At 62.6% G+C, this 19571-nt stretch carries 17 protein-coding genes; 11 read left to right on the top strand and 6 right to left on the bottom strand.

Annotation, left to right across the window (positions count from 1 at the left end; translation table 11 throughout):
* Nucleotides 1-14 precede the first annotated feature (14 nt).
* From EV286_RS05430 to EV286_RS05415, 4 genes are read left to right on the top strand one after another with little or no spacing between them, the layout of a single operon-like run.
* Nucleotides 15-935, top strand: coding sequence for a DUF58 domain-containing protein (locus EV286_RS05430; RefSeq protein WP_132955999.1), 921 nt, complete (start codon nt 15-17; stop codon nt 933-935).
* A complete protein-coding gene (locus tag EV286_RS05425; RefSeq protein WP_132955998.1) occupies nt 932-3745 on the top strand; it encodes a DUF4159 domain-containing protein in 2814 nt (937 codons plus the stop codon). Before EV286_RS05430 ends, EV286_RS05425 begins: the two co-directional genes overlap by 4 nt.
* A gap of 1 nt (nt 3746) precedes the next feature.
* Nucleotides 3747-5816, top strand: a complete 2070-nt coding sequence (locus EV286_RS05420; protein WP_132955997.1) for a hypothetical protein — start codon at nt 3747-3749, stop codon at nt 5814-5816.
* 4 nt (nt 5817-5820) lie between these two features.
* Entirely contained in the window at nt 5821-6237 is a 417-nt protein-coding gene (locus EV286_RS05415; protein ID WP_132955996.1) for a GNAT family N-acetyltransferase, read from the top strand.
* A gap of 67 nt (nt 6238-6304) precedes the next feature.
* On the opposite strand, the gene EV286_RS05410 is transcribed toward EV286_RS05415, so the two are convergent.
* Together EV286_RS05410 and EV286_RS05405 are read right to left on the bottom strand one after the other, a co-directional pair.
* Nucleotides 6305-8296: a PhoX family phosphatase gene (locus EV286_RS05410; protein ID WP_132955995.1), complete on the bottom strand. Its 1992-nt coding sequence runs from the start codon at nt 8294-8296 to the stop codon at nt 6305-6307.
* A 149-nt stretch (nt 8297-8445) separates the two neighbouring features.
* Nucleotides 8446-9003 carry an N-acetyltransferase gene (locus EV286_RS05405; RefSeq protein WP_132955994.1) on the bottom strand — a complete coding sequence of 186 codons (558 nt, stop codon included), beginning with the start codon at nt 9001-9003 and terminating at the stop codon, nt 8446-8448.
* Nucleotides 9004-9272: 269 nt separating this feature from the next.
* Here EV286_RS05405 and EV286_RS05400 point away from each other — a divergent pair, with 269 nt between their 5' ends.
* A complete protein-coding gene (locus EV286_RS05400) occupies nt 9273-10262 on the top strand; it encodes a glutathione S-transferase family protein (protein ID WP_132955993.1) in 990 nt (329 codons plus the stop codon).
* Between the two features lie 7 nt (nt 10263-10269).
* Here the strand turns inward: EV286_RS05400 and EV286_RS05395 are convergent, their stop codons facing one another.
* A complete protein-coding gene (locus EV286_RS05395; protein WP_132955992.1) occupies nt 10270-10758 on the bottom strand; it encodes an NUDIX domain-containing protein in 489 nt (162 codons plus the stop codon).
* 100 nt (nt 10759-10858) lie between these two features.
* Here EV286_RS05395 and EV286_RS05390 point away from each other — a divergent pair, with 100 nt between their 5' ends.
* The 4 genes from EV286_RS05390 to EV286_RS05375 all read left to right on the top strand — a co-directional run bounded on the left by EV286_RS05390 (nt 10859) and on the right by EV286_RS05375 (nt 14110).
* A complete protein-coding gene (locus EV286_RS05390; RefSeq protein WP_348633519.1) occupies nt 10859-11779 on the top strand; it encodes a metallophosphoesterase in 921 nt (306 codons plus the stop codon).
* A 177-nt stretch (nt 11780-11956) separates the two neighbouring features.
* Complete coding sequence (locus EV286_RS05385; RefSeq protein WP_132956317.1) at nt 11957-12511, top strand: hypothetical protein; 555 nt, start codon at nt 11957-11959, stop codon at nt 12509-12511.
* Between the two features lie 246 nt (nt 12512-12757).
* On the top strand, nt 12758-13270 hold the full coding sequence (locus tag EV286_RS05380) for an RNA polymerase sigma factor (RefSeq protein WP_132955991.1): 513 nt from the start codon (nt 12758-12760) through the stop codon (nt 13268-13270).
* 3 nt (nt 13271-13273) lie between these two features.
* On the top strand, nt 13274-14110 hold the full coding sequence (locus tag EV286_RS05375) for an anti-sigma factor (protein ID WP_132955990.1): 837 nt from the start codon (nt 13274-13276) through the stop codon (nt 14108-14110).
* Nucleotides 14111-14176: 66 nt separating this feature from the next.
* Here the strand turns inward: EV286_RS05375 and leuA are convergent, their stop codons facing one another.
* Nucleotides 14177-15898 (bottom strand): 2-isopropylmalate synthase, encoded by a 1722-nt coding sequence (gene leuA / locus EV286_RS05370; RefSeq protein WP_132955989.1) that lies wholly within the window; start codon nt 15896-15898, stop codon nt 14177-14179.
* A 409-nt stretch (nt 15899-16307) separates the two neighbouring features.
* Here leuA and EV286_RS05365 point away from each other — a divergent pair, with 409 nt between their 5' ends.
* Nucleotides 16308-16664, top strand: coding sequence for a GFA family protein (locus tag EV286_RS05365; RefSeq protein WP_132955988.1), 357 nt, complete (start codon nt 16308-16310; stop codon nt 16662-16664).
* Nucleotides 16665-16684: 20 nt separating this feature from the next.
* Here the strand turns inward: EV286_RS05365 and EV286_RS05360 are convergent, their stop codons facing one another.
* Both EV286_RS05360 and EV286_RS05355 read right to left on the bottom strand, forming a co-directional pair.
* Complete coding sequence (locus tag EV286_RS05360; protein WP_132955987.1) at nt 16685-17869, bottom strand: benzoate/H(+) symporter BenE family transporter; 1185 nt, start codon at nt 17867-17869, stop codon at nt 16685-16687.
* Nucleotides 17870-18051: 182 nt separating this feature from the next.
* On the bottom strand, nt 18052-18639 hold the full coding sequence (locus EV286_RS05355) for an ATP-dependent Clp protease proteolytic subunit (RefSeq protein WP_132955986.1): 588 nt from the start codon (nt 18637-18639) through the stop codon (nt 18052-18054).
* Nucleotides 18640-18797: 158 nt separating this feature from the next.
* Between EV286_RS05355 and EV286_RS05350 the strand changes: the two genes are divergently transcribed.
* Nucleotides 18798-19523, top strand: coding sequence for a hypothetical protein (locus EV286_RS05350; RefSeq protein WP_132955985.1), 726 nt, complete (start codon nt 18798-18800; stop codon nt 19521-19523).
* Nucleotides 19524-19571: the final 48 nt, after the last annotated feature.

The raw sequence follows: 19571 nt of genomic DNA, 5'->3' as shown, positions 1-19571 counted from the left end.
GGAGCAAGTAACGCGTGGCGCCAATCGGACAGATCGTATCACCAACACCCGGCAGTGAAGCTCTCTCCCGCGCCCGCAGCCGCGCCGTCCTCATACCCGACTGTCTGGTAGAGGCGAAGCGCATCGCCAACACCGTGATCGCCGGCTGGCATGGCCGGCGCAAGCGCGGCATCGGCGAGAATTTCTGGCAGTTCCGGCCCTATACGGATGGCGAAAGCCTGTCGCGCATCGACTGGCGCCGTTCGGCGCGCGATGACCACACCTATGTCCGCGACCGGGAATGGGAGGCAGCGCACACGATCTGGCTCTGGGCGGACATGTCGCCGTCCATGATGTACAAGTCGAGCTTCGGCTCGGTCTCGAAGGAAAGCCGTGCGCTCGTCATCATGCTGGCGCTTGCAGAAATCCTCGCCCGCTCCGGCGAACGCATCGGCTGCCCCGGCGTGATGGAGCCTGTTTCGGCACGAAATGCTGCCGAAAGGCTCGCAACCGCACTGGCTCACGCGCCGCTGACCAGCGGCCTTCCGGATACGCGGATGATCCGCGGATGGAGCGATATCGTCCTGATCGGCGATTTCCTCGACGATGTCGACAAGATCATGGAACGGCTCGGTCCGCTCGCCCAGCGTGGGCTGCGCGGCTATGTGGTCGAGGTCGCTGATCCTGCAGAGGAACTCTTTCCGTACGACGGCCGAACCGAATTTACCGATCCCGAAACGGGGGCAAAGCTGGTTTCAGGCCGCGCCGAAAACGTTCGAGAGGCCTATACGCGCGCCTACCTTGCACGTCGCGAAAATCTTGGTGAGACCCTGCGTCACCTCGGCTGGAACTTCGTCAGCCACCGCACCGATCATCTGGCTTCTGAAGCGCTCGTCGCCATCCATATGTATCTCTCCGGCATGCCTGCCAAGGCAACTCACGGAGGACAGCTATGAGCGCCCTGCCCTTTGCCTTCGCCTATCCCGTGGTTCTTGGCGCGCTGGTGGCCTTGCCGCTTATCTGGTGGCTGCTGCGCCTCACGCCGCCCAGGCCGAAGAGCGAAGTGTTCCCGCCACTGAGGATTCTCGCGAGCGTCCTGAAGCGCGAAGAAACGCCGGCCAAGAGCCCGTGGTGGCTGACGCTCCTTCGAATGCTGCTTGCCGCCGCCGTCATCCTGGCGATCGCCGATCCGGTCTTCAATCCCCGCACGAGCTCGCTCGCTGCCGGCGGTCCCTTGCTTCTGCTCGTCGACAATGGCTGGGCATCGGCTTCCGATTGGGACAAGCGCGTGCAGACGGCCGAAGCGCTGATCGACGATGCCGAGGCCAGCGGCATGCCGATCGCAATCGCCTTCACAGCAGACCCGAGTCATGAATCACTGCCTGGCACGGCCCTGGCAGCGCGCGACAAGCTGCGCGCCGCCCAGCCCAAGCCGCTCGTCCCGGACCGTGAACGGACGATAGCGGCCGTGAAGTCCGCGCTGAATGGTACGCATCCCGGCACGATAGCCTTTCTCTCGGACGGCATCGCCGCAAAGGACAACGATGCGACGATAAGGCAACTTGCCGACCTGCAACCGGGCGAACTTCGCCTGATAGAAGGCGACAGCGACCAGGCAGTTGCCCTGACGGCAGCCTCCAACGCAGCCGACGCCATGACGGTAACGGCAACCCGCCTGAACGCTTCTTCGGGCGCGTCCTTCGCCCTGAGCGCGCAGGATGGCCAGGGTCGCGCGATCGCCTCGGGGAACGTCGCCTTTGCCGCCGGCCAGACAATAGCCACCGGCTCGATCTCTGCCCCATTCGAAATGCGCAACGATTTTGCCCGCGTGAGCCTCGACGATCACGCGACCGCGGGTTCCGTGCACCTGCTCGATGACGGCTTCAAACGCCGTCGCGTCGTGTTGCTTTCGGGAGCAGCCGGCGACGAATTCCAGCCGCTGCTTTCCCCGCTCTACTATATCCAGCGTGCGCTCCAGCCTTACGCCGATCTCATGGAGCCCAACGAGCCCGACCTCGCTGTTGCTATCCCGCAGCTGCTCACGAGCAATCCGTCGGTGATCATCATGGCCGACATCGGCCGTCTGCCACAGGAGACTTATCAGCCGCTCCAGCGCTGGCTCGCCAATGGCGGCACACTGATCCGCTTCGCCGGGCCGCGCCTTGCGGCAGCACCGTCCGATGACCCGCTCGTTCCCGTTATTCTGCGACAGGGCGAACGTGCCCTCGGCGGCTCGCTTTCCTGGGCGGAGCCTCAGCCGCTTGCGGATTTCCCGACCTTCGGCCCGTTCGCCGGGATGGGGCGTCCGACCGACGTCCTCGTCAAGCGGCAGGTGCTGGCCGAACCGACGCCCGATCTTGCTGAACGTACATGGGCAAGCCTTGCCGACGGCACGCCGCTCGTCACGGAAAAGCAGATGGGCGCTGGCCGCATCGTGCTCTTCCACGTCAGCGCCGAAGCCACATGGTCCGACCTGCCGATCTCCGGCAGCTTCGTCGAGATGCTCCGTCGTGTCGTGCAGCTCTCGAGATCCGGCGGCGTCACGTCCGAAGCAGGCGGTGGCGCAAGCACGGCCGATGCACTGCCCCCCTTCCGCCTTCTCACGGCAAAGGGCGTGCTGACGGCCGAGACCGGCACCGCCCGGCCCCTGATCCCCTCCGCAAAGGCAGAACCCGTGGCGAACTTCGACAATCCCCCGGGACTCTATGGCTCCGAAGATGGCTTCACCGCGCTCAACGTCCTGCCGCAGGGCGCCGAATTGAAGCCGCTCGACACGGCCGGTGCCACCGTGATCAGAGAAGGCCTGATCGGTGGTGAGGCATGGTCGGCAAAACCGTCGCTCTTCCTGATCGCCTTCCTCCTGCTCGTTTCCGATAGCATCATCGTGCTCTTCATGAACGGGGCCTTCTCACGCTTGCGGCCGGCAACGCGCGCGGCTGCCGTCATCGCGGTCGCGATGAGCGCAGCCTTCATCCATCCGGGCGATCTGCGCGCCGACGATTCCAAGCCCGGTGACGACCAGATCTTCGAGCACCTGGACAATACGCACCTCGCCTACGTCGTGACCGGCGAGGCCGATGTCGATCGCATTTCAGAGCGCGGTCTCGAAGGGCTCAGCCAATTCCTGACCTATCGCACGACCCTGGAGCCGGCAGCGCCCGTGGGACTAGACATCAGCAAGGATGAGCTTGCGTTTTATCCGATCATCTACTGGCCGATTTCAGCGAGCGCGCCGATGCCCTCGCAGACCTCGATCAACCGCATCGACGCCTTCATGCGCAGCGGCGGGACCGTGCTCTTCGACACCCGCGACCAATTCAGCTCTCTCAACGACAGCAGTGCACCGAGCGCGAACGGCGAACGTCTGCAGGCGATCCTCGCAAATCTCGATATACCGCCGCTCGAGCCGGTGCCGCCCGATCACGTTCTCACGAAATCCTTCTATCTGCTTTCGAGCTTTCCGGGCCGCTATAGCGGCAGCCCGCTCTGGATCGAGGCCCGGCAGGACAACAACCGCGCGAGCGACAACAAGCCCGCCGTTTCGGCGGATGGCGTTTCACCGATACTGATAACGGGCAACGACTTCGCCGGAGCGTGGGCAGTGGACGACAACGGCGCACCGATGCTGCCGACGGTCCCGCAGGATGAAACACAGCGCGAATACGCCTACCGCGCGGGCGTCAACATCATGATGTATATGCTCACCGGCAACTACAAGACCGACCAGGTGCATGTCCCTGCCCTGCTTGAGCGCCTGGGGCAATAGCATGACAGTCGAATTCTCCCCTTTCCTCCCCTGGACCGTGCTCGCAATCATGGCCGTCGCGGCGGCCGTCATATCCGCCTATGCCATCTGGCGCGGCGTGCGCGGCGCCTGGGTCAGATCACTTGCCGCACTTGCGCTCCTTGCCGCGCTCGTAAATCCCCTCCTTCTGCAGGAAGATCGCGACCAGCTTTCGACCATCGTTCCGGTCGTCGTTGACCGCAGCCAAAGCCAGCAGACGCCCGAGCGGATCAAGATGACCGACGAGGCGCTTGCTGCGCTGAAGGACAGGCTCTCCCGCTTCCCGAACATCGAGGCGCGCTATGTGGACTCGACGGAGCCCGAGGACACGGATGCGCCCTCCACGCGCCTCTTCTCCACGCTTTCGACAGCCGTGGCAGACGTTCCGCCGGCACGCATCGGCGGTGCGATCTTCCTGACCGACGGCGAGGTTCACGACGTGCCTGCGGCCAATCAGTCGCTCGGCTTCGACGCACCGATCCATGGCCTGATCACCGGCAAGGCGAACGAATTCGACCGCCGCATAGAGGTCATCCGCGCACCGCGCTTCGGCATCGTCGGCGAGGAACAGCAACTCGTGATGCGTGTCATCGACGATGGGCCAAGCCCCGGCGGCACGGCGACCGTTACGGCGAAACTGAACGGCAACGAGATCGCAACGCTGCAGGCCACGCCCGGCCAGGACACGCCGTTCAGCTTCAAGGTGCCGCGTGGCGGCAACAACGTGCTGGAATTCAGCGTCGCCGAGCTTCCCGGCGAAGTGACGGCCGCAAACAACCGCGCCGTTCACCTGATCGAGGGCATCCGCGAGAACCTGCGCGTCCTGCTCGTCTCCGGCGAGCCGCATTCGGGCGAGCGCGCCTGGCGCAACCTGCTGAAGTCCGACGCCTCCGTGGACCTCGTCCACTTCACCATTCTGCGTCCGCCGGAGAAGCAGGATGGCACGCCGATCAATGAGCTCTCGCTGATCGCATTTCCGACCCGTGAACTCTTCGTCGACAAGATTAACGATTTCGATCTCATCATCTTCGATCGCTACCAGCACCGCGGCGTCCTGCCGATCCTCTACTACGACTATATCGCCCAGTACGTGCAGAATGGCGGTGCGCTGCTGATTGCCGCCGGCCCCGAGCACGCCGGCCAGGATTCGATCGCGCTCACGCCGCTCTCCACAGTGCTGCCAGCCGCGCCGACTGGCCAGATGATCGAGAAGGCCTTTTACCCGCGCCTGTCGGAAGAGGGCCGCAAGCATCCCGTCACCCGCGGCCTCGATGGCTCCGGCGACGAGCCACCCCATTGGGGACGCTGGTTCCGCAGCGTCGATGTCGAGCAGCCGCAGGGGCAGACCGTCATGGTTGGTGCGGACAACCACCCGCTGCTGGTACTGAACCGCGCCGGCCAGGGCCGCGTCGCGATGCTGCTCTCCGACCAGGGCTGGCTCTGGGCGCGCGGCTTCGAAGGTGGCGGCCCGCATGTCTCGCTCTATCGCCGCATCGCGCACTGGCTGATGAAGGAGCCGGCGCTCGAAGAGGAAGCACTGACGGCCCGCGCCGCCGGGCGTACCCTCGAGATCACGCGCCAGACGATCGGCGGCGACCCGGGCAACGCCACGATCCGCTCTCCTTCCGGCAAGACGGAAACCGTGCAGCTGTCGCCATCGGAACCCGGCCTCTACCGCGCCGAGAAGCGCATGGACGAGATCGGCCTCTTCGAGATCACCAATGGCGACCTGTCCACGCTCGTCCATGTCGGCGCTGTCGACGCACCGGAATTCAAGGCAATGATTTCGACGCCCGACGCCATGAAGCCGGTTGCGGACAGGACCAAGGGCCTAGTCACGCGCGTTGCCGACGCACGCGGCTCCGTGACCGTGCCGCCGATCCTGCCTGTCCGCGGACCGGTGCGGATTGCCGACGACGACCGCATGACGATCCGCATGACGGACGAGACCGTGCTGAAGGGTATCAACACGCTGCCGCTTTTTGCCGGCTTTGCAGGTGTCTCCGTTCTGCTCTTTGCCTTTGCCGCCATGTGGTGGCGCGAAGGACGATAGCCGCATGCCTCTACTTGACCTGACGGACGAACCCTCGGAATCCGACCTTTCGGTGATCTCGGACGGTATCGCCCACTTCAACGACGAGGATATCCGCCCTTCGGAACGCAGACCGCTCGCGGTGCTGATCCGCGACGACGACGGAAAGGTAATCGGCGGACTTTCGGGCCGCACCGCCTGGGGCTGGCTTTTCGTGCAGCTTCTTTTCGTGCCCGAGGCCCTGCGCGGCCAGGGCATGGCGGGCCGGCTCCTTGCGAAGGCAGAAGACGAAGCCCGCGCACGCGGATGTCAGGGCGCCTGGATCGACACTTTCAATCCGCCGGCGCTGCGCGCCTATCTTCGCCAGGGCTACGAGGTCTTCGGCGAACTGCCGGATTATCCGCCCGGCCGCACCCGCAGCTTCCTGCGCAAGCGCCTTTAGCCACGGTTCCCGAAATCCAGATGCCCCGCCGTCGTTGGTAACGGCGGGGCATCGTGTCTTTCACTCGTCAGACGGCGATCTTGCCGCCACCGATCTTGGTGATGGCCACGACCGCCGGACGTACCGGCATGTCGTCGTTGAAATCCGGCCAGCGGGTCGACAGGTCCTCGTAGTAGGACGGGCGGCCATGGCCCGACCAATCGTCGCCGCCGTCGCCCGGATGCTGGACGGCAACGAACGCCGTCTGGTCGTCGGGCAGAAAAAGTGGACCGCAGAGTTCGCCGCCGACCGGCACGCGGTAGAACAGTTTCGAGGTCGCCCGCGCGTCGCCTTCCGTATCGACGGCCCAGAGGCCGTCCGTGCGTCCGGTCGCCTTGTTGTTGTTGCCATCGGTCGCCACCCAGAGGCGGCCGGCGGCATCGATGGAACAGTTGTCCGGCATGCCGAACCAGCCGTTCTTCGTCGTCTCGGTCGAGAAGGAGGCGCCGACATCCGCAACGGAGGGATCGCCGCACTTCAGCAGCACTTCCCACTTGCCCGAGGTCGCACCGAAGGCGCCGCCATCCTCGCTGATCTCGATGATGTGGCCGAAGGAGTTTTTCGCACGCGGATTGGCGGCGTCCACCTGCTCGGGCTTGCGGTTCGAGTTGTTGGTCAGCATGACATAGACCTTGCCATTAACGGCATTGGGCTCGATGTCTTCCGGCCGGTCCATCTTTGTCGCTCCGAGCAGATCGGCGGCGCGGCGGGTCTCGATCAACAAATCCGCCTGGCTGGCAAAGCCGTTCTCCGCCGTCAGCGGACCCTGACCGTGGGTGAGCGGCAACCACTGCAGCGTGCCGTCCTCGGAGAACTTGGCGACGTAAAGCGTGCCTTCGTCGAGCAGGTTCATGTTGGCTGCGCGGTCGTTGGCGTTGTAGGTGCCGGACGTCACGAACTTGTAGACATAGTCGAAACGCTCGTCGTCGCCGAGGTAGAAGACCACGCGGCCGTCCTTGTCGACGATCGAGGCAGCACCCTCGTGCTTCGTGCGGCCGAGCGCGCTGCGCTTCTTCGGGGTCGAGGTCGGGTCGAAGGCATCGACTTCGACGATCCAGCCGAAGCGGTTCGGCTCGTTCGGCTCCTTGGCGAGGTCGAAGCGATCATAGAAGTTCGCCCATTCATAGGCGCCTTCCGGTACGCCGTAGCGCTTGTAGTTGGCGGCTTCCTTGTGATCGGCCGGCAGTTCGCCGGAGAAATAGCCGTGGAAGTTCTCTTCGGCCATGATGTAGGTGCCCCAGGGCGTCACGCCGCCGGCACAGTTGTTGAGCGTGCCGATCACCTTCGTTCCGGTCGCATCAGCGGAAGTCTTCACGCGGTCGTGGCCGGCGACGGGACCGGTCAGTTCCATCTCCGTGTTGGAGGTCACGCGACGATTGTACTTGCTGTCAGGCACGACCTGCCATTTGCCGTCGACCTTGCGGATTTCGACGATCGTGCCGCCGTGAGCGGCCATTTCGATGTCCACCTGTTCCTTGCTGAGCGGCGCCTGCTTGATCTTGCCGTCGGCGATCGTCACGATGCCGGGGAACATCAGGTGCGGGTTCGTATACTCGTGATTGACGACGAGCAGGCCGTGCTCCGCCGAACCGTCGATCGGGATATAGCCGACATAGTCGTTGTTGTATCCGAACTGGCGGCTCTGGGCTGCAGCCGACTGGCTCTTGGGGTCAAAGGCCGGGGAGTCCGGGAAAAGGGCGTCGCCCCAGCGCAGCAGGATATCGGCATTGTAGCCGTCGGCGACGTGATGATCGGCATCGACCCCAGCTTCAACTTCGGTGAAGGAGAAAGCCGACCCGCCTGCCGCACGCGCCTTCTCGGCGCTGAGAAGCGCGATCGGGCTGACGGTCGCCGCGATCGCCGATACGGCGAGCGATCCCTGCAGGAAGCCGCGGCGCGAGAAGCGCCTGCCGATGATCTCCCCCATCGTCGGATTGTCACTGCGGTTGTGGCCCTCGCCATCCGCGCCCTCGAGCTGGCTGGTCGGGAAGATTTCCTTTTGCGAAATATGTTCGGTCATCGAATTACCCCCATAATATTGACCTTTACGCTCCACTTTAGAGCGTTTCCAAAGTTTAGGGACTGCGCGTGACAGTCCTGTGATCAACCAAATTTGAAGTGGGGATAGCGTAATCTCGAAGGGTCGGAAGGGCCGACCCTTGGGGGCCGTCAGCAGGCGGCAGCGCGGACCGGCTCGATATGGGAGACACCGGAGATGTCCGCCGCCTGGTCCCGCCAGGCGATGGTCCCCTTCAGCCGCGCATGGATGTCTTCGCCGATCGGGACGACAAGCACGCGACCGGGATCGACCGGCCCGGGGAAGGTCAGCGCGCCATAGGCGACACGTTCGAAGCCGAGCGGACCGTAATATGGTGGGTCGCCGACCAGGATGACGGCTTCCGATCCCCTGCGCCGTGCCGCTTCGACCGCGATCCGAACGAGCTCCCGGCCGATGCCCTGGTTCTTGTGCGATGGCCGAACCGCGAGCGGACCGAGCAGATGCCCCTTCACCGCGCCGGCAAGCACCGGCGTCATGCGCACAGATGCGATGGTCTCGCCATCGTCGGCGCAGACATAGGAGAGTGTCCGGTCGTGCGGTCCCTGCTCGCGGATACGCGCCGCGGCACGGACGAACCGGCCCGGACCGAATGCTTCTTCGTTTATATGTTCGATGACCGCGTCATGGGACGCGTCCTCAGTGAGGTAGACCAGATCGTGCTTGTGCATGAGACGACAAAAACCGCGTGGACAAAATAGATGGTTCTCGAAAACGCCGTCGGGCGTTCGGGATCATCGGCGTCGTCGCAGGTTTCTGAAAGCAGCCATTAATCGGTTTCCAAATGTGACGACGCGGATAGCAGGAAAAATTTCGGACGTCCAATGCTATTTTTCCTGGAGGCTCGCCCGTCCGTGACGGACTGTTCACCCATTGCCCTCTCGAAATTGCCCTCACGTGTCCGTATGTTCCGCCTAACACCGCGAAAGGAACAGAGAAAATGGGCATGCTGGTTGATGGCGTCTGGCATGACGTCTGGTACGACACCAAGGAAACCAAGGGGCGTTTCAAGCGTGCGGCCTCCCAGTTCCGCAACTGGATCACCGCCGACGGAGAACCCGGGCCGAGCGGCACCGGCGGCTTCAAGGCGGAGGCCGGTCGCTATCATCTCTACGTCTCCTATGCCTGCCCATGGGCGCATCGCACGCTGATCTTCCGCTCGCTCAAGAAGCTCGAAAACCTCATCTCGGTCTCGGTCGTCGATCCGCTGATGCTCGCCAACGGTTGGGAATTCCACGAGCGCGATGGCGCCACGAAAGACCATCTCTTCGGCTCGAACGCGCTCTGGCAGGTCTATGTAAAGGCAGACCCGCACTATTCCGGCCGCGTGACGGTGCCTGTCCTCTGGGACAAGAAGACGGGAACGATCGTCAACAACGAATCTTCTGAAATCATCCGCATGTTCAACAGCGCCTTCGACGCGCTGACGGGCTCTACCGACGACTACTATCCCGAAGATCTGCGCGGCGAAATCGATACTCTCAATGATCGCATCTACGACACCGTCAATAACGGCGTCTACAAGACCGGTTTCGCCACCACGCAGGAAGCCTACGAGGAGAATGTCGTCCCGCTCTTCGAAACGCTCGACCTGCTGGACAGGCGCCTTGCCACGAGGCGCTATCTCCTCGGGGATCAGGTGACGGAGGCAGACTGGCGGTTGTTCACGACGCTGCTGCGCTTCGATCCGGTCTATGTCGGCCACTTCAAGTGCAATATCCGCCGCATCGAGGACTACAGCAACCTGCCGGGATACCTGCGCGACCTCTACCAGACGCCCGGCGTGCGCGAGACCGTCAACATGGCGCACATCAAGGACCACTACTATCGCAGCCACCGGACGATCAATCCGACCGGCATCGTCCCCGTCGGACCCGAGCTCGATTTCGACCGGCCGCATGGCCGCGGGCAACTGCCGGCCGCCGCCTGATATCTGCTTACCAGTGGTTCGCCGGCGAAGCCTCCCCACGCAGCTCGGCAAGGCGCCTTAGCGTGGCGGGGGTCGTACCCACCGGCAGCTTGTCCATGGGAAAGAAACCGCATTCCACGATCTCGCGATCGGGCGCGCGCGGCGAGGTCTGCTCGACATCCACGCGATAGAAGAGCACGTGGTCGCGATTGCTTGCCGCCTTGTTGAAGTAGACGTGGAAAAGCTGGGGACGGCCGAGAATGGCGAGATTGCCCTCCTCGCGCAATTCCTTGGAAAGCGCATCGGCGGCGGTCTCGCGCCGCTCCAGTCCGCCGCCCGGCATATGCCACCCCGGCACATAGGAATGCTTGACGAGGAACACCCTGCCTTCGGCATCGAAGCAGGCGGCACGAACGCCGATCGTCATGCCCCGCGCGACTGCGAAATAGCTGTGCGCCAGACGCCCGATCAGCTTTGCCTTCCATCCGGCAATATCCGGAGGAGAACCATCGCTCATTGCATTTCTCCTTTTGCCGCCGATGCCGGCCGCCCTTCATGGCCTGTAGCACCACAACCCGATGCGGCGGAAGTATTTTGACTTGAAATCATAGTGGGCTATGTCTGCAACCATGTTCAAGCTTGCGCATATTTCCGATATCCACCTGGGGCCTTTGCCCCAGCTTTCAATCCGTGAACTGGCCTCCAAGCGCATCACCGGTTTCGTGAACTGGCACCGCAATCGGCGCAAGCACCTTTTCGGCGGCACACTCGACCTGCTGCTGGATGACATCCGCGCAAGGCAGGCCGATCACCTTGCCATGACCGGCGACCTCGTCAATCTCGCAAGCAATACGGAAATTCTCGGCGCGGCAGAATGGCTGCGTAGTGTCGGCGATCCTGCTGACGTCTCGGTCGTGCCCGGCAATCACGATGCCTATGTGCCGGGCGCCTACGAAAAGTCGGTGCGCAGCTGGTACGATTACGTGCGGGGCGATCGCTCGCCGAAGTCATGGGAGAAGAACAAGCACGTCTTTCCCTATCTGAGGATACGCGAACGGGTCGCAATCATCGGCTGCTCGACGGCGGTCGCCACGCCGCCCTTCGCGGCCAGCGGCTATTTCAGCGCGAGACAGGCCCGCGAAACGGTCAACATGCTGCGGGCAACCGGAGAAGCCGGGCTCTTTCGCGTCGTGCTGATCCACCACCCACCCATTCGCGGGGCAACGCCTTTCCACAAGCGCATGATCGGCATACGCCGCTTCGCCGCCGTGGTTTCGACGGGCGGCGCCGAACTCGTGCTGCACGGCCACACCCATCTCAATACACTCCACTGGCTGCGGGGTCAGACCGGGCCGGTACCGGTCGTCGGCATTGCATCCGCCTCCCAGGGCCCCGGCGGCATAAAGCCGCGCGCCGCCTACAATTTCTTCAGCATCTCCGGCTCGCCGAAAGCATGGGAGATTCGCGGCGAGCGCTTCAGCCTGAATGACGCAGGCGATGGAATTTCAGAGAAAAGCGTCGATATTTTCGCGCGTTAGCGGGCCTTTCTGATTCAGTTTCGCATCGATCGCCGGCGGGCGCCGACAAGTCGGGTCGTCGGACCTCGACAAAATTCCGCATCTGCGAAACGCGGCTGACCGTGGCGTTTTGCGCCGCGTCGGATTACAATCGCATCTACCAGATTTGTCACACGGAGGTGCAGCATGTCCGCATGGATGAACTCGGCTTCAATTCGTCGCGCAGCCCTGACCGCAGGCATCGTCGTCGGGCTTTCGGCGCCGGCCTTTGCCGTGGGTTCTCAATCCGATGAGACGAGCCCTCCCCCCAAGACGAAAACCACGACGACCTGCAAGCGCGGCCAGGTCTGGGACCAGGCAAGAAAGAAGTGCGTCGACCCTAAGAAGAGCGAGCTCAACGACGATCAGATCTTCGATGCAGCGCGCGAATTCGCCTATGACGGGCAGTATGAGAACGCCATCAAGGTGCTCAATCTCGCAAAGAACCAGAACGATCCGCGCATCCTCAACTATCTCGGCTATGCCAACCGCAAGGCCGGCAGGATGGAACTGGGCATGTCCTATTACCACAAGGCGCTGGACATCGACTCCAACTACATCCTCGCCCGCTCCTACATGGGTCAGGCGCTTGTCGAGGAAGGCGACGTCCAGGGCGCACGCGTCCAGTTGATCGAGATTCGCGACCGCGGCGGCGAGGATACCTGGGCCTATCGCGCCCTCCTGCAGTCGCTTCACGGCTACCGCAACTACTAAAGTGCAAAGGGCGACGTCACCCGCCCACCCTCACCAACGAAAACCGGCGAAGAAGACCTGCGTCTCCCGTAATCTTCATCGCCGGACTCTTGCAGAACCGCATGAATTTGCTCCATAACGAAATATGCAAACTCGCCATTGGCAATCCCATTCCGCGCGTCCGGCTGCGGTACGGGGAAAGCCTTTCCCGGCGGGCGCGCGCCGATCTTGTGCCCGACCGACCATGAACGCCTCCTTGGGAAAACTATGCGCCAACCGGTAACCGCGATAGACATCAGACGAGATCTGGTCGGTCTCCTTCCGAAGCTTCGCCGTTTTGCCATGGCGCTCACCGGCGACGCGGCCAGCGCCGACGATCTCCTTCTCGCCGTCTGTCAGAGGGCGATCACGAGAAGCCATCTCTGGAATGGCGAGGGACGGCTCGAAAGCTGGATCTATACAATGGCGCGGCACCAGTGGGTTGACGAGGCCCGCAAGCGGAAGGTGCGCGCCAACGCCGGCAAGGGCAGCGTCGTCGAGCATATGGCGCATGATGCCGCCCATGAGAAATCCGTCGATGCCGGCGAAATCCACGAGATGATTGCCTCGATGCCGGAAGGGCTCGCATGCACCTTCATTCTCGTCGATGTCGAAGGCCATGACTACAAGCACACAGCCGAGATTCTGGGCGTCTCGATCGGCACTGTGGCGTCGCAGTTGGCAGCAGCCCGCGCACTGCTTGCGAAAATTGCGGAAGAGAGCCCGGCTCGGAGATATTGAGAATTGCAAGACCTGAAGAAAATGCCGCTTGAAGTCCAGCTTTCCGCCTTCCTGAACGGAGAGACGACGCCGGAGCAGAAAAACGAGCTGGAGCATCTGCTTGCCACCGATGCCGAAGCTCGCGAAGTCTACGAGAAGCTCAGGCATGGCACGGAATTCGGCCGCAAACGCTTCGATGAATTGCTGAAGGAGCCGGTGCCTCTCTCCATGGTCCGCTCGATCAAAAGCGCTCAGCCGCCGAAGAAACCGGTCGCGCCGCGGTTCAGCCGTCCATCCCTGAAGATCGCGCCCACCGGGCCGCAGGCGCTTGCCGCCGGGCTTATCCTCTTTGCACTCGGCTGCGGTCTTGGCTATTTCGCCGGCGTGGGTCCGGCCGCGCATTCGCCGCAGCAGACGGCCGTTGCGGCTACGTCGCCAGGCTCGTGGCTCGACGATATTGCCTCCTACCAGCGCATCTACTCGCGCCAGCAGCGCCATCTCGTCGAGGTTCCGGCAACAGATTCCGAAGAGATCGTCGCCTGGCTGACGACCAATGTCGGCGTTCGTTTCAATATCCTCGATCTGACTGCAGACGGCCTGGTGTTTCAGGGCGCGCGCCTCCTCGTTGCGAATGGCAAGCCGGTCGGCCAACTGGTCTACAGGAACGAGGAGAACGACGTCATCTCGATCTGCTTCATGAGGGATGCCATCTCTCCCGATACCGACGAGGTCAGGGAGATCATCAAGGACGATATCGGCCTCGTCTCCTGGCATCGTGCCGGCGCTTCCTATGTGGTCGCAGGCCCCTCCTCCGAGGCGTCGCTCGACGATCTCGCAGAAAAGGTCGCGGCGGCGATCTGATCGCCTGCCGCCAAATGAAAACGGCAGCGTCACCGCTGCCGTCCAATCTTCCGACTATCGCATTTTCTACCTGGTCTCGATGACCCGGTTCGCAGCCGATACGATCGCCTCCAGCGAGGCGGCGACGATATTGGTATTTATCCCCGCCCCGAAGAGCTTCCCGCCCGGATAGGATGTCTCGACATAGGAAATGGCCGCGGCATTCGAGCCGTGCTGAAGCGAGTGCTCCGAATAGTCCTCGACGGTCATCGGAACATCGAGGTAGATCGAAAGCGCATTGATGAAGCCGTCGATCGGGCCGTTGCCTCGACCTTCAATGCGCTTGAGCTCACCATTGTCGGTGATCTCCGCGGCGACGATGCGCTGTCCCTTTCTCTCCGGATCGGCAAAGGTGTGGTGGTCCACGAACCTCAGCCGTCCTTCGGGCTGCGTCACGTAGCGTTCGATGAAGCGATCGTAGATGCGGCGCGACGGAAGCTCCTTGCCTTCTTCATCGGTGATGCGCTGGATGTCCTCGCGGAACTCCACCTGCAGGTTGCGCGGCAGGTTGAGGCCGTAGTCCTGATGCAGGATATAGGCGATGCCGCCCTTGCCGGACTGCGAGTTGATGCGGATGATCGCCTCGTAGGTCCGCCCGACGTCCTGCGGATCGATCGGCAGGTAGGGAACCTCCCAGACCGGATGATTGGCGACCTTGATCGCCTTCATCCCCTTGTTGATCGCGTCCTGGTGCGATCCGGAGAAAGCGGTGTAGACGAGCTCGCCGACATAGGGGTGCCGCTCGCCGATAGCCATCTGGTTGGAATACTCGAAGACTTCCTTCATGCGCTCGATGTCGGAGCAGTCGATCTCGGGATCCACCCCCTGCGTGAACATGTTGAGCGCCATCGTCACGACGTCGACATTGCCGGTACGCTCTCCATTGCCGAAAAGCGTACCTTCGACGCGATCGGCGCCGGCCATCAGGCCGAGTTCGGCGGCAGCGATGCCGGTACCGCGATCATTATGCGGATGCAGCGAGATGATCAGGTTCTCGCGATTGTCGAGGTTGCGGCACATCCATTCGATCTGGTCGGCATAGACGTTCGGCGTCGCCATTTCCACTGTCGACGGCAGGTTGATGATCAGCTTGTTGTCGGGCGTCGGCTTCACGACCTCGATGACGGCGTTGCAGATCTCCAGCGCCACTTCCAGCTCCGTGCCGGTGAAGCTCTCCGGTGAGTATTCGAAGCGATATCCGCCGCCGGCCTGGGCGGCCATGTCGGTGATCATCTTGGCCGCATCCACTGCAATCTGCTTGATGCCGGGAACGTCCTTGGCAAAGACGACGCGGCGCTGCAATTCGCTGGTTGAATTGTAGAAATGCACGATCGGTCGGTTGGCGCCTTCCAACGCTTCGAAGGTGCGTGTGATCAGCTCCGGGCGGCACTGCACCAGCACCTGCAGGGAAACGTCGTCGGGCACATTGCCCTGTTCGACGCACCAGCGGGCAAAATCGAAGTCCGTCTGCGATGCGGAAGGAAATCCGATCTCGATTTCCTTGAAACCGATGTCGAGCAGAAGCTGGAACATGCGCGCCTTGCGGTCGTGTCCCATGGGGTCGACGAGCGCCTGATTGCCGTCGCGCAGGTCCACCGAGCACCAGACCGGCGCCTTGGCGATCGTCTTCGAAGGCCAGGTGCGGTCCGGAATGTTCACCTGCGGATAGGCGCGGTATTTGACGGCCGCGTCGGGCATGCCTTTGGCCTGGGCCGAGCCGTTTGCAGAGGATTGGGGTTTCGCGTCCATTGTCTCGTCTCTCCTCGTCCAGGCACTTGTCCGCGTCTTAGCCGATCACATGCGGCTTGGCGATAACAAATGCGGACCTTGATCGGTCATTGGTCAAATTGGGAAATCAATCGCGAGGAGCGCTTGCCGGGCGGGCTTTCGGCCGCCGGGCGCTCCTCAAAGGACCCGGCAACCGCGCGTAAGGCCGAGAAGGAGAAGCGACTTGAAGGCGCGCGAGCTGTCACGCAAGGCCATGCGGCTGCGTGCGATTTGCTCGGAAATGGTTGCGCCCTTCAACTTCATGGCGTCGCTTATAGCTTCAGGCAGGAAATGTGGCAACCCCTCGTGCGGCTTTTGGTCTCTGCGACCTTGACGAACCATGGCGCGTGGCGATGATCGATGTGATCCGGGGGAAAGCCATAGGTGGGTCATGATAGAAGGTTCGTGCCATTGCGGCCTGATCTGTCTCGAGATTGAGACCGCGCCGACGACCGTCACCGACTGCAATTGTTCGATCTGCCGCTGCTACGGCACGCTCTGGGCATATTATTCGCCGGGGAGTGTCCGCATCCGATCGAAAGGTGAAGAGACGCATACCTACATGTGCAACGACCACATGCTTGCATTCCATCGCTGTCCGAATTGCGGTTGCGTCACCCATTGGGCAGCGACTGACCCCGCTCTCGACCGCATGGGGGTCAACGCCCGGCTGCTACCCGCGGAAATCGTCGAGACCGCCACGATCCGCCGCTTCGACGGCGCCAGCACCTTTAGCTACCGCGACTGAAGAGGAAGGCTGCCGACGCCCTACCGCTTTGCCATCGCGACAAAGCGCGACAGCGCCAGCATGAGTCCGCCGGCGATCAGGCCCCAGAATGCGCCGGAAATGCCCGCGAAGGAAACGCCGGAGGCAGTGACCAGAAAGGTGATCGCTGCAGCCTCGCGCGATTCCGGCGCCTGGAACGCCGCCATCGCCGACCCGGAAAATGCGCCGACGAGCGCAAGCCCCGCCACGGCCTGGATCAGGACGGGCGGTGCCAGGGCGACAAAGGCGGTAACCGCACCGGCAAGGAGGCCGAGCACCACATAGGCGATGCCGGAAACCAAAGCCGCCCAGTAGCGCCGCGAGGGATCGGCATGGGCATCCTGGCCGGCACACATGGCGGCGGTGATTGCGGCCAGGTTGACGGCATGCCCTCCGAATGGCGCCGCAAGCACGGAGAACAGCCCGGTCGCGGCGAAAAGCCCTCCGGGTTTCGGATGGTAAGCGTTGACCTTCAGAACCGCGATGCCCGGAATGTTCTGCGATGCCATCGTTACGATGAACAGCGGCAGGGCGATCGAGACGAAGCCGGCGAAGCTGAATACGGGGTTCACGATCTCGACCGGCGGAACGAGAGACTGTTCGAGCGACGCCAGCGCGCCCGGCTGAATGTCCACCCCAAAGGCAAGCACAAGCGCGAAGGCGAGAAGTGCAGCCGGTACGGCCCAAAGCCGTTTGAAGGCGCCAACGACGATCCAGGCCAGCACGATCGGCAGACCGAGCAGCGGATTGAAGGCGACGGCCTTCACCGGCGCGAAGCAGAGACCGATTAGGACGCCTGACAGCATGGCATTGGCAAGCGGCGCGGGGATGGAAGCGACGGCGCGGCCAAGCGGCCGGAAGAGCCCGGCAATGATGATCAGGACACCACAGAGAATGAAAGCGCCGACAGCAGCCGGAAACCCGCCCTCGATTGCGCCGGTGCTGGCCAGGAGCGCCGCACCCGGTGTTGACCAGGCGACGCTGATCGGCTGGCGCGTCACAGCGCTGAGGATGATGCCGCACACCCCCATCGCGACCGAAAGCGCCATCAGGCCAGACGCAGCCTCGCTGTCCGTCGCACCGACCGCCAGAAGCCCGTGCAGCACGACGGCAAAAGAACTGGCAAATCCGACGAAGGCCGTCAGCAGGCCCATGAAGAGACTTTGGACCGAGAAGTCTTTGAGCATTCCACGCAAATCCCTGGCTGCGAGAGACGCGCATGGAGCATCATGTGCAATGGTCGCGCAAGTGCAGATTGGGCTGTGCCGGTTCGCCTGACAGGCGGCCTGGGGAGGAATTCCAGCCCTCTCGACAAAAAAACGCCCTCGCTGGCATCAAGCAAGCGAGGGCGCATGTTCTGTCGGGGGAATCAGATCTCGGCTTGCGAGGTCACGATGCGCGAAACGAGGCCGTAGGCCTTCGCATCTTCGGCAGACAGCCAATAGTCACGGTCGGTGTCCTTGGCGATCTTTTCGATCGGCTGGCCGGTGGCCGCCGCGAAAATCCTGTTGAGGCGCTCGTTCATCTTGATGATTTCACGCGCCTGGATCTCGATGTCGGACGCCATGCCCCGCGTGCCGCCGGAGGGCTGATGCAGCAGGAAACGCGTGTTCGGCAGGCAAAGCCGCTGTTCCTTCGGAGCCGCGACGTAGATCAGCGCACCGGCGGAAGCGACCCAGCCGGTACCGATCATCCAGACCTTCGGCTTGATGAACTTGATCATGTCATGGATCGAGTCGCCGGATTCCACGTGGCCGCCGGGCGAATTGACGTAGATGCGGATGTCATCGTCGTTCGCGGCGGAGAGCGCCACCAACTGGGTGCAGACCTTCTGCGCCAGTTCCTGGGTGATCGGCCCGTAGATGAAGATGGAACGCGACTTGAAAAGATTCGCCTCCGTTTCCTTGCCGAGCGAGAGTTCCTTCGTCTTGTCGTCCTGTTCTTCTTCGTCGTTCATTCGAACTTCTCCGCGATGATTTCTCGTCTACCGCACATAGTGCGACTCAATGCGTAAAACAATGCGGGAAAAAGAGGAAGGTATCGAAGACGTAAAGACATGCAGGTGACAACGCGCCGATGTGGCCGCATCTTCCAAAATAACCGGGAGGAACAAATATGACGTCATCGCTGCTGCGCGCCGCGATCAGCAACAATGCGCACTGGTGCGACGCCGTCTGTGCAGTCCACGGCTCGCCGGGGGAGTTTGCCTCGGCGCTCTGGTTTCATCGCCATGGTACACCCCCGTTCTATCCCGACATCGTGACGCTGACGGATGTGGCGACGAAGGCCGAGCAGGAAGAGGCGATCGCAGCGTTCGTCGGTCGCGAGGATCGCACCTGGACGGTGAAGGACAGTTTCGCCGCGCTCGATCTCAGGCCGCTTGGCTTCAACATCCTCTTCGAGGCGCAGTGGATAGGGTTGGAAAAGCCGGCAAGCATGAAGCCAACGGAGGACGTCACCTGGCGCGTGATGCGCGAAGACACTGATCTCGTATTCTGGGAACGTACCTGGGCCGAGGGTAATCCACCTGCGGCAATGCCGCGGATATTCCGCGACAAGTTGTTGCAGGGTCCCGACATCGCCTTCGTTCTCGTCCTCGAAGGCGAACAGCCGATCGGTGGCGGTATTCTCAACCGGGCTTCCGGGGTCGTCGGTGTTTCCAACGTCTTTGCCCGAGAGCACCGGGGGAAGGACATATGGCGAGCCGTGCTTGCCGAAGCGGCCGCTCGTTTCCCGGAACAATCTGTCGTCGGCTATGAGCACGGGGACGAGCTCTATGTTGCTATCGATGTCGGTTTTCAGCCCCTCGGCTATCTCCGCATCTGGCAGAAGGCCGCCTAAGCTAACGAAAATGTAAGCTGCGCGAGGCTTTGAAAAGCCGGGGGGCCT

It is taken from the genome of Rhizobium sp. BK251 (genome assembly GCF_004345245.1).
Taxonomy (GTDB): domain Bacteria; phylum Pseudomonadota; class Alphaproteobacteria; order Rhizobiales; family Rhizobiaceae; genus Rhizobium.
Note: the sequence above shows the minus strand (reverse complement) of the source record. Positions and strands in the feature narration are given on the sequence as shown.